The 12,193-nt window shown below is 67.6% G+C and carries 10 protein-coding genes; 7 read left to right on the forward strand and 3 right to left on the reverse strand.

The annotated features are described in order from the left end of the window. Nucleotides 1-22: 22 nt before the first annotated feature. On the forward strand, nucleotides 23-790 hold the full coding sequence (locus G5B40_RS09985) for a SpoIIAA family protein (RefSeq protein WP_165098088.1): 768 nt from the start codon (nucleotides 23-25) through the stop codon (nucleotides 788-790). Nucleotides 791-794: 4 nt separating this feature from the next. On the opposite strand, the gene G5B40_RS09990 is transcribed toward G5B40_RS09985, so the two are convergent. Beyond that, the gene (locus tag G5B40_RS09990) at nucleotides 795-2,462 is read right to left on the reverse strand and encodes an acyl-CoA dehydrogenase family protein (RefSeq protein ID WP_165098091.1); all 1,668 of its coding nucleotides are present in this window, start codon (nucleotides 2,460-2,462) and stop codon (nucleotides 795-797) included. A 355-nt stretch (nucleotides 2,463-2,817) separates the two neighbouring features. Between G5B40_RS09990 and G5B40_RS09995 the strand changes: the two genes are divergently transcribed. From G5B40_RS09995 to G5B40_RS10015, 5 genes are read left to right on the forward strand one after another with little or no spacing between them, the layout of a single operon-like run. Continuing rightward, nucleotides 2,818-3,612, forward strand: a complete 795-nt coding sequence (locus G5B40_RS09995; protein WP_165098093.1) for an ABC transporter ATP-binding protein — start codon at nucleotides 2,818-2,820, stop codon at nucleotides 3,610-3,612. Then, nucleotides 3,609-4,322 carry an ABC transporter ATP-binding protein gene (locus G5B40_RS10000; RefSeq protein ID WP_165098094.1) on the forward strand — a complete coding sequence of 238 codons (714 nt, stop codon included), beginning with the start codon at nucleotides 3,609-3,611 and terminating at the stop codon, nucleotides 4,320-4,322. The genes G5B40_RS09995 and G5B40_RS10000 overlap by 4 nt, the downstream gene beginning before the upstream one ends. Before the next feature lie 9 nt (nucleotides 4,323-4,331). After that, entirely contained in the window at nucleotides 4,332-5,210 is an 879-nt protein-coding gene (locus G5B40_RS10005; RefSeq protein WP_165098096.1) for a branched-chain amino acid ABC transporter permease, read from the forward strand. Nucleotide 5,211: 1 nt separating this feature from the next. Beyond that, nucleotides 5,212-6,222, forward strand: a complete 1,011-nt coding sequence (locus tag G5B40_RS10010; RefSeq protein WP_165098098.1) for a branched-chain amino acid ABC transporter permease — start codon at nucleotides 5,212-5,214, stop codon at nucleotides 6,220-6,222. 26 nt (nucleotides 6,223-6,248) lie between these two features. Then, nucleotides 6,249-7,457 carry an ABC transporter substrate-binding protein gene (locus tag G5B40_RS10015; RefSeq protein WP_165098099.1) on the forward strand — a complete coding sequence of 403 codons (1,209 nt, stop codon included), beginning with the start codon at nucleotides 6,249-6,251 and terminating at the stop codon, nucleotides 7,455-7,457. 139 nt (nucleotides 7,458-7,596) lie between these two features. Here the strand turns inward: G5B40_RS10015 and G5B40_RS10020 are convergent, their stop codons facing one another. Together G5B40_RS10020 and G5B40_RS10025 are read right to left on the reverse strand one after the other, a co-directional pair. Then, nucleotides 7,597-8,628, reverse strand: a complete 1,032-nt coding sequence (locus tag G5B40_RS10020; RefSeq protein WP_165098100.1) for an amidohydrolase family protein — start codon at nucleotides 8,626-8,628, stop codon at nucleotides 7,597-7,599. Nucleotides 8,629-8,691: 63 nt separating this feature from the next. Beyond that, nucleotides 8,692-10,239: a trimethylamine methyltransferase family protein gene (locus G5B40_RS10025; protein WP_165098102.1), complete on the reverse strand. Its 1,548-nt coding sequence runs from the start codon at nucleotides 10,237-10,239 to the stop codon at nucleotides 8,692-8,694. 216 nt (nucleotides 10,240-10,455) lie between these two features. On the opposite strand from G5B40_RS10025, the gene G5B40_RS10030 reads away from it, so the two are divergent. Continuing rightward, a complete protein-coding gene (locus G5B40_RS10030) occupies nucleotides 10,456-12,168 on the forward strand; it encodes an IlvD/Edd family dehydratase (RefSeq protein ID WP_281350580.1) in 1,713 nt (570 codons plus the stop codon). The last annotated feature ends 25 nt before the right edge of the window (nucleotides 12,169-12,193 follow it).

Below are 12,193 nucleotides of genomic sequence, written 5' to 3' on the forward strand. Positions count from 1 at the left end.
AACACGCCAGAGGAACGGACCCATGCTCAAGATCGATTTCGACGCCGCGCATAACTGCTTCCGGCTGGAGCCTTCGGGCAGACTGACGGAAGCGGATTTCACCGCGCTGACAAGCGAATTCAACGCCAAGGTGAACGAGACCGACAACATACCAAATCTCGTCATCCACGCCGCGACCTTTCCCGGCTGGGCGGATTTCGCCGGTTTCGTCAAGCATTTCGACTTTCTGCGCGACCATCACCGGATGATCGACCGCGTGGCGCTGGTCTCCGATTCGCGCATTCTCGACATCGCGCCGCGCATCGCCCGCCATCTCGTCTGGGCCGAGATCCGGCATTTTCCCGGCGACGAGCTGGACGCGGCGCTCGCCTGGGTCGCCGAGCGCAAGACCGCGCCGGAGAACGTCACGGTGATCGAGGGGCTGCCGCCCGCCGTTCTCGGCATCTCGGTGCGCGGCGTCATCGGCGCGCGCGACTACGCCGAGCGGATCGTGCCGCTGGTCGAGGAGAAGCTGGCGGCGCACAAGCGGATCAGGCTCCTCTACCACATCGGGCCGGAGTTCGAATCGATGACGCCCGGCGCGGTCTGGAGCGACGCGCGCGTCGGCGCGATGCATCTCAACCAGTTTTCCAAGATCGCGGTGGTCAGCGATCTCGACTGGATCCGCCACGCGACGCGGATCTTCGCGCCGCTCGTCTCCGGGCAGGTGCATGTCTTCGGCGATCGCGAGCTCGAGGCGGCGAAGGCGTGGATCTCCGCCGACGCCGATGGAGACGAAGACGACAACTAGGCGCTCAGCCCGCCATCGCCCGGCCGAGAAGCAGCGCCTCGTCCATCTCGGCGCGGTGCGCGGCGAAGGTCAGCCCGCCGGTCTCGCCAAGCCGGCTGGCGACGAAGGCGTCGCCGACCGGCGCCGGCGCCCCTTCGACGAGCAGGGCCGCCTGCAGGATCAGGGCCATCCGCTCCGCGACATGCCGGGCGTCGCGCTCGTGGATCGCGCCCCCGGCCAGGAGCCCCTTCAGCTCCGCCATCGCTGCGCCGAGCCGCGCGCGCCTGGCCCCCGCCGCGCCAACCTCTGCGAGGAACGCGTCGAGCGCCTCGGGCGCCTTCGCCAGGGTCCGGAGCACGTCGAGCGCAATAACGTTGCCTGACCCTTCCCAGATCGCGTTCAGCGGCGCCTCCCGGTAGAGGCGCGGCAGCGGGCTTTCCTCGACATAGCCGGCGCCGCCGAGGCACTCCATGCACTCATAGACGAAATTCGCGCAGCGCTTGGTCAGCAGGTATTTCGCCAGCGCGACGGCCAGCCGGGCGAAGGCGCGGCCCTCCGGCGTGGGCGCATCGAAGCGCGCCGCGACGCGCATCACCAGCGCCGCCGCCGCTTCGTATTCGAGCGCCAGATCGGCCGTGACCCGGCGCATCAGCGGCTGGTCGATGAGCGTCTTCTGGAACGCCCGGCGCCCGGAAACATGGTGGATCGCCTGGACGAGCGCGCCGCGCATGATCCCCAGCACGCCGGAGATCGTGCCGAGGCGGGTGTGATGCACCATCTCGATGATCGTGTTGACGCCGCGCCCCTCCTCGCCGATCAGCTCGGCGTAGGCGTCGTGATACTCGATCTCGGCGGAAGCGTTGGACCTGTTGCCGAGTTTCTCCTTCAGGCGCATCAGGTGAATGGCGTTGCGCGCCCCGTCCGGCGTCACCCGCGGGACAAGGAAGCAGGAAAGCCCCTTTTCGGTGTAGGCGAGGCTCAGGAACCCGTCGCTCATCGGCGCGGAGCAGAACCATTTGTGCCCGGAAAGGACGAAAGCGCGCGGCCCGGCCCCGGCGAAGCGGGTGGCGCGCGTGGTGTTGGCGCGCACGTCCGAGCCGCCCTGCTTCTCGGTCATCGCCATGCCCATGGTGACGCCGCGTTTCGCCGCGATCGGCACCAGCGGCGCATCATACGCCCCGCCGACGATCTTCGCCTCCCAGGCGCGCCCGACCTCCGGGTCGGCCCTCAGCACCGGGACCGCGGCGTAGGTCATCGTCATCGGGCACATGACGCCCGCCTCGGCCTGGGTGAAGAGCGCGAGCATCGCCGCATGGGCGCAATGCGCGCCCCGCCCCGGCCCGGTCCAGGACAGATCGTGGACGCGCCGCTCCATCGCCAGCGCCATCAGTTCGTGATAGGCGGGGTGGAAGCGGACCTCGTCCAGCCGCCGGCCGTAACGATCGAAACCGATCAGCTCCGGCGGGTTGCGATTCGCCGCTTCGCCCCGGTCCAGAACCTCGCCCGCGCCGACGCACGCCCCGAAGGGGGAGAGAACATCATCAAGCCAGTCGCCCGCCTCGCGCCGGGCCGCTTCGCGCAGCGGCGCGTCGAGCAGATAGAGATTCCGATCGGCGAACCCGTCCGGCTGGTTCGTCACCTCATGCGTCGCGAGATCGGCGCGGGCGGGTGCGGGGGCGGGGGCGGTCTGCATGGCGTTTCCTCTGCGGTGCGACAGCGGCTCCGGTGAGGCGGGCGGGCGGCGTCCGGCGCGCGTCCGCCGCGGGGCGCGGCGGTGATGATCGCGCCTTCGCAAGCGTTCCGCAAGCGGCCCGGCTTCGCCCCGGCGCCCCGCGCGCCGGCCGACCTCACAATTTCGAGTATTGCGTGATCGCGCCGGATCGAGGCTTGATCGCCACGTAATTTTCTGTCTCTGTGCAATGATAATACCGGCTGACAAATGACCGGAATCCTGGGAGCGAATACGTGCCGACAGAAGAATCGATTGGCGGCGCATGCATGCCGGCCATCGTCGACGCATCATTGCGGCGGCGTTGTGAGGGGGGCGCATGCACGCAGCGGTGACGGGCGCGGCCGGCGCGGCGGTGATCTCGATACGCGAGGTCACCGTCCGCTTCGGCGGCATCCTCGCGCTGGACGGGGTCGGCTTCGACATCATCGCGGGCGAGATTCTCGGGCTGATCGGGCCGAACGGGGCCGGCAAGACCACGCTCTTCAACTGCCTCAGCCGACTTTACACCCCGACCTCGGGCGATATCGAGTTCGAGGGCGAGTCGATCCTCGGGCTTGAGCCGCATCGCATCGCCGGTCTCGGAATCGGGCGCACCTTCCAGAACGTCGCCGCCTTCTCCAACCTCTCAGTGCGCGACAACATCCGCGTCGGCGGCCATTCGGCGACGGTGGGCGATCCGATCACAGACGCGTTCCGACTCGGCCGCGCGCGGCGCGAGCGCGCGAAGATCGACCGAACGGCGCAGGACCTGATCGACTGGCTCGATCTCGGGGAGGTCGCGGAGCTGCCGGTCGCCGGGCTGCCCTTCGGCTGGCAGAAACGCGTCGAAATGGCCCGCGCGCTGGCGACCGAGCCGAAGCTTCTCCTGCTCGACGAGCCGGCCGCGGGGCTCAACCATGACGAGGTCGAGGCCCTCGGCGACCTCATTCGCCGGGTGCGCGACGAGCGCGGCGTGACCGTGCTTCTCGTCGAGCATCACATGTCGCTGGTGATGTCGGTCTCCGACCGCGTCGTGGTGATGAATTTCGGCCGCAAGATCGCGGAGGGGCCGCCCGCCGCGGTCCAGCAGAACCCCGAGGTCGTCGCCGCCTATCTGGGAGGCGGGGAATGAGCGCGATTCTGGAGGTCCGGGGCCTCGAGGCCTCCTACGGCGCGCTGCAGGTCCTGCGCGGGATCGATTTCGAGGTCAAGAAGGGCGGCGTCACCGCGCTGCTCGGCGCCAACGGCGCCGGCAAGACGACGACCCTGCGGGCGCTCTGCGGCATGATCCGCAGGAAGGGAGAGATCACTTTCGACGGCGCGCGGATCGAACGCATGAACACCGAGTCCATCGTCCGGCTCGGCGTCGCGCATATCCCCGAAGGGCGCGGCACCTTCACCTCGCTGACGACGGAGGAGAACCTTCAGCTCGGCGCGATGACGCGGCCGCAGGGGCGCGACATCCAGTCCGATATCGACCGCGCTTACGAGTTTTTCCCGGTGCTGAAGGAACGGCGGAACCAGCAGGCGGGCACGCTTTCCGGCGGCGAGCAGCAAATGCTCGCCATCGCCCGCGCGCTGATGCTGCGCCCGAAACTGATGTTGCTCGACGAGCCCTCCTTCGGCCTCGCGCCGCTGATCGTCCGGCAGATTTTCGACATTCTCGCCGATGTGCAGAAGGAGGCCGGCGCGTCCATGCTGATCGTCGAGCAGAACGCCGCGCTGGCGCTCGAACTCGCCGATCACGCCTACCTGATCGAGACCGGCGCGATCGTCATGTCGGGCGACGCGAAATCGATCCGCGAGGATGACAGCGTCCGCGCCTCCTATCTCGGCTATTGAGGAGCCATAATGGAGCTATTCCTGCAGCAGATCGTCTCCGGGGTCGCCACCGGCGGGATCTACGCCTGCATGGCGCTCGCGGTGGTGATGATCTACCAGGCGATCCATCACCTGAATTTCGCCCAGGGCGAGATGGCGACCTTCTCCACCTTCATCGCATGGCAGTTGCTGACCTGGGGCCTGCCCTACGCCATCGTCATCCCGCTCGCCATCCTGATCAGCTTCGTCGGCGGCTTCATGCTGGAGCGGATCGTCTTCAAGCCGATCCAGAACGCGCCGGTCCTCAGCCATGTCGTCGTCTTCATCGCGCTTTTCGTGATCTTCAACTCGGCCTCCGGGTTCATCTGGAATTTCAGCATCAAGCCGATGCCGAGCCCGTTCGGCGAAGGCCCGCTCTACGCCGACAGCCTGATGAGCAAGCATCAGGCCGGCATGATCGCGGTGACGCTCCTCGTCCTCGCGCTCCTCTGGGCGTTCTTCCGCTTCACCCGCGTCGGCCTCGCGATGCGGGCGGCGGCGGCGAACCCGGAAAGCGCCCGGCTCGTCGGCGTCAAGGTCGGGTTCATGACCGCGCTCGGCTGGGGCATGGCTTCGGCCATCGGCGCGGTCGCGGGCATCCTGATCGCGCCGGTGGTGTTTCTTGAGCCGAACATGATGCTGGCGATCCTGCTCTACGGCTTCGCCGGCGCCGTGCTCGGCGGGCTCACCAGCCCCGGCGGCGCGGTCATCGGCGGGTTTCTCGTCGGGATCATCGAGAATCTGTCAGGAACTTACATCCCCGTCGTCGGGGGCGAGCTGAAGCTGCCGATCGCGCTGTTCCTGATCGTCGTCGTTCTGGTGTTCAAACCGACGGGGCTCTTCGGGCGTCGCGTCGTGCAGAGGGTCTGAGATGGCGTCGACGACGGAAACCACGCCCGCGGCCGCGCCGCTCTTCACGCTGGAGCGGGCGGGTTATCTCTTCATCCTCGTCGTGCTGATCGCGCTGCCGTTCTTCTCCAAGAGCTTCTTCGTCTTTCAGGTCACGCAGATGCTGGTCTACGCGATCGCCATCATGGGGCTGAACTTCCTGACCGGGATCAACGGGCAGTTCTCCCTCGGTCACGGCGCCTTCTACGCGGTCGGGGCCTACACCACCGCGATCCTGGTGGAGATGGCGGGGGTTCACTACGCGCTCACGCTGCCGGCGGCCGGCGTGATCTGCTTCATGGTGGGCTTTCTCTTCGGGCTGCCCGCGCTCCGGCTCGAGAGCATCTATCTCGCGCTCGCGACCTTCGCGCTGGCGGTGGCGACGCCGCAATTCCTCCGCCTCTCGGTGCTGGAGGAATACACCGGCGGCGTTCAGGGCATCGTGGTCTTTTCCGAGACATTCGAGGCGCCGGTGCCCTTCGGTCTGCCGCTCAGCTCCGAGGTCTGGATCTATTTCTTCACCCTCGGCGTCGGCGCCCTTCTCTACTGGCTGGCGAAGAACCTCGTCGCCAGCCGCACGGGACGCGCGCTGATGGCGATCCGCGACAACCCGATCGCGGCGCAGTCGATGGGCGTCAACACCGCGCTCTACAAGGCGACCGCCTTCGGGATCAGCGCGCTCATCACCGGCGTCGCCGGCGGGCTGAGCGCCATCGTGGTCAAATTCGTCGCCCCGGACAGCTTCACCTTCACGCTTTCGGTCGCGCTCCTCGTCGGAATCGTCGTCGGCGGCGTCGGCTGGCTGCCCGGCGCGCTGATCGGCGCGGTCTTCATCGTCTTCGTGCCGAACGTGGCGGAGGAGCTCTCGAAAGGGCTCTCCGGCGCGATCTACGGCGTGTTCCTCATTCTCATGATATACCTCGCGCCGACAGGCGCGGGCGGTCTGATCCGCTCCGGCGCGATCAGGCTCAAAAGGCTGTTCAACAGTCGATGACGACAAGACAGAAGGGAGACTGAAACATGATCACGAGACGACAATCCCTCATCGGCGCAGCCGCCAGCGCGCTGGCGCTCAAGGCCGGCCCCTCTCTCGCCGATACGGTGGGCGTGAGCGACAGCTCGATCAAGATCGGCAACACGATGCCCTATTCCGGCCCGGCCTCGGCCTATGGCCAGATCGGCGAAACCATCGGCAAGTTCTTCGAGATGCTCAATGACGCGGGCGGCGTCAACGGCCGCATGGTCGAGTTCATCAGCTATGATGACGGATACTCGCCGCCCAAGACCGTGGAGCAGACCCGCAAGCTGGTCGAGCGGGACGAGGTCGCGCTGGTCTTCCAGGGCCTCGGCACAGGCACCAACACCGCGATCCACAAATACATGAACGCGAAAAAGGTGCCGCAGCTCTTCGTCGCCACCGGCGCGTCGAAATGGAACGACCCGAAGAACTTTCCCTGGACCATGGGCTGGCAGCCCAACTACAAGACGGAAGCGAAGATCTACGCGCAGCACGTCCTTCAGACCCAGCCCGACGCGAAGATCGGAATCCTTTATCAGAACGACGATTTCGGCAAGGATTACCTCGAAGGGTTCAAGGCGGGGCTCGGCGACAAGACCTCGATGATCGTCGACGAACAGCCCTACGAGACCATGGATCCGACCGTGGACAGCCAGATGATCTCGCTCAAAGCCTCGGGCGCCGACGTGTTCCTCAACGTCACGACGCCGAAATTCGCCGCTCAGGCGATCAAGAAGGCGCATGAGATCGGCTGGAAGCCGACGCATTACCTCACCAACGTCTCGATCTCCGTGGGCGCGGTGATGAAGCCGGCGGGTTTCGAGGCGGCGCAGGGCATCATTTCCGCCGGCTACCTGATGGACTCGACCGATCCGCAATATGACGACAATGAGGAAATGCAGGCTTGGCGCGCGTTCATGGACAAATGGTATCCGGACGGCGATCAGGCCTCCAGCTTCACCATTTACGGCTACGCGGTCTCCAGGACGATGGTGAAGGTGCTGGAACAGGCGGGCGATGACCTGAGCCGCAAGAACATCATGAAGCAGGCGACGAGCCTGCGGCAGGTGGACATACCGCTGCTGCTTCCTGGTATCACGGTCTCGACTTCGCCGGAGGATTACGCGCCGATCGAGGCCATGCGCCTGCAGAAGTTCACCGGCGAGACGTTCGAGCTCTTCGGGGATGTGATCGCCGCCGAAAGCAGCTGACCGGCGCTTTGATCGCGACTTCTCTTGCGGCCGCCCTTTCCGGGGCGGCCGTTTTCGCCCGGAGCGCCGCGGCGACTGTCGCGCAAGCGGCGCCGGCCGGCTCGCGGCGCACGCCAGCCGCCGCGCCCGTCGCGGGCGCTCAGACCGAAAGCCGGTAGGTCTCCGCCGCCGTTTCCCGAAAAAGCCGGTCCTTCTCCGCTTCCGAGGCGCCCGAGGAGAGACGGGAGAAGGTGTTCCAGAGATTGGTGTAGCTCACCTGTCCCTTGTCGACCGGAAAATTGCTCTCGAACATCGCCCGCTCCGGGCCGAAAAGCTCGATGCAGGTCTCGATATAGGGCCGCCATGACGCCGCCAGTTCTTCCGAGCCGGGCGGCGACGCCGCCGTCTCGAAGCCGAAACCGCAGGTGTGCATGGCGAGCCCGCCGAGCTTCACCCGCGTGTTCGGCAAGGCCGCCAGCGCCGCCATGTCGGCGCGCCAGCCCGCGAAGGCGTCCTCGCGTTTCCCCGTGAACCCGCCGACCCCGAGAACGCCGCCGACATGGTCGATCACCACCACCGTCTCGGGCGCCCGCCGCGCCAGCACCAGAAGATCCTGCAACTGGGTCTGGAACGACCAGGTGTCGAGCACCAGCCCGCGCCGCCCGATCTCGCGCGCCGCCGCCGCAACGCTCTCCTCGCGCATCAGCCCCTCCGGCGGGTCGACGACGCTGCCGACGATGGCCGGGTCGCCCGATTTCGCCATCGGGAAGCGGATGCCGCGCAGCCGCCCGTTCGCCCCCGCCTCCAGCGCGTCCAGCACCCGGCCGACATCCGCGCCGAGGGTCATGTCCGCCGTGCCGACGATCCCGGCGCAGATGCGACAATCGCCGTAATGCCCGCTCTCCGCCATCGCCGCCGCGCCGGCCGCGAACTCCACCTCGCCGACCGGCGCCAGTTCCGGCGGCCCGTCAGCGCGGTGCATCGAGCGGCACTGGATATAGACCGTGGCGCGGATGTCGTGGCCGGCGGAGACGTCCGCGAGCAGATCATGGAAGAGATAGCGCGCCTTCGGCCGCTCCCAGAGATGGTGATGCGGGTCGATGATCGGACGGCCCGGCTCGATCGGCGCCTCGACATTCTTCGCAAGCCAGTCAGGCCGCACCTCAAGATGCGGCATCGCCACGTTCTCCATCACGTCCCTCCGGTTTCGCGGCATTGGAGGGCGAGAGTCGCGCCCCGTCAAACGAATTTCGCGTCACTCGCCCGGCGGCGCTCCGCCAGCTTCGGTGCGCCGGGTGATGAACTTGTCGAGCGCGGCGAGCCGCTCTTCGCTGACGCCGTCCGGCTCGAAAGCCGCCAACCGCGCCTTCCAGACCGAGGTCGCGCGCGCGTCGGCCGGCATCGCGCCTGCCTCGGTCCACTGTCCGAGATTCGCTGTCCCGGCCACGATCGGCTCGTGAAACGCGGTGCGATAGCGCGTCATGGTGTGCGCCGCCGCGAAAAAATGGCCGCCCGGCGCGACCTCCGCGATGGCGTCGAGCCCGCGCGCCGCCTCGTCGGCCTCGAACGGCGCGCAAAGCTCGGCGATGCTCTCCAGCATCTCGATGTCGAGGATGAGCTTCTCATATGAATGCGTCAGCCCGCCCTCGAGCCAGCCCGCGGAATGGATCACCATGTTCGCCCCGGCCAGCACGGCCGCCCAGAGCGCGAAAGCCGTCTCGGCGGCGCCCTGCGCGTCGGCCATGTTCGTCGAGGTGCCGACCGAGGCGCGCCAGGGCAGCCCGATCCTGCGCGCGAGTTGGCCGGCCCCCAGCGTCGCCTTGACGTGCTCCGGCGTCCCGAAGGCCGGCGCGCCCGAACGCATGTCGACATTCGAGGCGAAATTCCCGTAGACGACCGGCGCGCCGGGCGCGGCGAGCTGCGCCAGCGTCACGCCGGCGAGCGCCTCCGCGTGTTGCAGGGTCAGCGCCCCCGCCACCGTCACCGGCGCCATCGCGCCAAGGAGGCAGAAGGGCGTGATGACTGAAACTTGCCCCCAGCGGGCATGGTCGATGATCCCCTCGGCCATCGAACGGTCGATCTGACGCGGCGAATTGGTGTTGATGACGGTGTAGGTTCGCGGCTCAGCGCGAAACGCCGCCTCGTCCAGCCCGGCGCCGATCATCAGCATCCGGAAGCAATCCTCCACCTGCGCCCTTCCGCGCGAATAGGTGAAGGCGACCTTGGGCGAGGTCGCGAGCTGACAGCGCGTCATCGCGTAGTGGCGGAGCGCCGGCGCGATGTCCTGCGGCTCGGCCATCGGGGCCAGGAAATGGATCGCGTCGAAACTGGCGGCGAGCCGGGTCAGCTCCTCGAAATCCCGGAAGGAGCCGGGCCGGCGGCCGCGCTCGCGGTCGGTCGCGTTCGGGCAGCCGGCGCCGGGGCCGAAGAGAAGCGCGCCCGGCGCGTAGTCGAGATCATGCGCGGCGGCGCCGGCGCGGATGATGAATTCCGACGGCGCCGCCGCCAGCGCCGCCTCGACGATCTCCCGCCCGATGCGGACCATTCCGCTGTCTTCGTCCACCAGCGCGCCGGCCGCGCGGAAGATCGCCCGCGCCTCGGGCGAGAGCGCCACCAGCCCCAGATTCTCCAGCACCGTGAGCGCCGCACGGTGGAGAGACTCGATTTCATCGTCGGAAACCGCGCGTTGCGCGGTGAAGGGATTGCGCAGCCCCCGCCGCCGCGCCGCGCGCACCGGAGTCTCGCCGGCGCCCCGCCGCCCGCGCCGTCCCCGCCTCTCCTCCGGCGCGCGCTCCTGATCCATGATGCGCTCCCTTCGCGAACAGCTTCGCGACGCCGCGCCGGCGCCGCGCGCGCGATTGCGGCGCCTGCGCGGCGCTTTTCCGATTTCAAAACCATCCCGAAACGCTCTACTCTTCGGCGCGACAAGCAGAGTGAACGCCTTGGGAGGAGCCAAGCCTTGAGCCAGAAACGCAAATTCAGATCTCTCGAGTGGTTCGATTCCCCGCACCGCACCGACATGACCGCGCTTTACATCGAGCGCTACTGCAACAACGCCTTCACCTATGAGGAGCTGCGCTCCGGCAAGCCGGTGATCGGCATCGCCCAGACCGGCTCCGACCTTTCGCCCTGCAACAAGATCCACCAGCAGCTCTCGCCGCGCGTGCGCGACGGCATCAGGGAGGCCGGCGGCATCCCGATGGAGTTTCCCGTCCACCCGATTCAGGAGACCGGCAAACGCCCGACCGCGGCGCTTGACCGCAACCTCGCCTATCTCGGGCTGGTCGAATTGCTGCACGGCTACCCGATCGACGCGGTGGTGCTGACGACGGGCTGCGACAAGACCACGCCCGCCCTCCTGATGGCGGCGGCGACGGTGGACATCCCCGCCATCGTCCTTTCCGGCGGGCCGATGCTGAACGGCTGGCTCGACGGCGACGACCTGATCGGCTCCGGCACCGCGATCTGGAAGATGCGGCGCGAGCTCGGGGCCGGCAAGATCACCGAGGAGGAGTTCCTGATCGGCGCCTCCGGCTCCGCGCCCTCGCTCGGCCATTGCAACACGATGGGCACCGCCTCGACCATGAACGCCATCGCCGAGGCGCTCGGCATGTCGCTCACCGGCTGCTCGGCGATCCCGGCCCCCTACCGCGAGCGGATGGGCATGGCCTATGTCACCGGCAAACGCATCGTCGAGATGGCGCATGAGGATCTCAAACCCTCCGACGTGATGACGCGCGAAGCGTTCCTGAACGCCATCGCGGTCAATTCCGCCATCGGCGGCTCGACCAACGCCCAGCCGCATCTGCACGCCATCGCCAACCATGTCGGGGTGGAGCTGAAGCCGGCGGACTGGCAGGTGCACGGCCATGACGTGCCGCTCCTCCTCAACATGCAGCCGGCCGGCAAGTATCTGGGCGAGCGGTTCTACCGCGCCGGCGGCGTCCCGGCGATCATGTGGGAATTGCGCGAGGCCGGGCGCCTCCATGACGCGCCGACCGTCACCGGGAAGGGCATGCTCACCAATCTCGACGGGCGCGAGTCGAAAGACCGGGAGATGATCCACGCCTATGACGATCCGATCGTCGACCAGGCGGGCTTCGTCGTGATGACCGGCAACCTCTTCGACACCGCGATCATGAAGACCTCGGTGATCTCGAAGGAGTTCCGCGACCGCTATCTCTGCAACAAGGGCGACGAGAACGCATTCGAGGCCCGCGCCATCGTCTTCGAGGGTTCGGAGGATTACCATGACCGGATCAATGACCCGGATCTGAACATCGACGAATACTGCGTGCTCGTCGTCCGCGGCGCCGGCCCGATCGGCTGGCCCGGCTCCGCCGAGGTGGTGAACATGCAACCGCCGGACGCCTTGCTGAAACGCGGCATCACCTCGCTGCCGACCATCGGCGACGGCCGCCAATCCGGCACGGCGGACAGCCCCTCGATCCTGAACGCCTCGCCCGAGGCGGCGGCTGGCGGCGGCCTCGCCTATCTCAAGACCGGCGACATGGTGCGGATCGATCTCAACACCGGCCGCTGCGACGCGCTGGTCGATGAGGCGGAATGGGAGGAGCGCAAGAAGGCCGGCCCGCTGATCCCGCCCGAGAGCCAGACCCCGTGGCAGGAGCTGGCCCGCAACCACGTGACGCAACTGGCCGCCGGCGGCTGCATCGACCTCGCGATCAAGTACCAGAAGGTGAGGGACGCGATCCCGCGGCACAATCACTGAGCAGACGCCTGCGCAAGAGAGTCTC

The sequence above is a fragment of the Pikeienuella piscinae genome, from assembly GCF_011044155.1.
Taxonomy (GTDB): Bacteria; Pseudomonadota; Alphaproteobacteria; order Rhodobacterales; family Rhodobacteraceae; genus Pikeienuella; species Pikeienuella piscinae.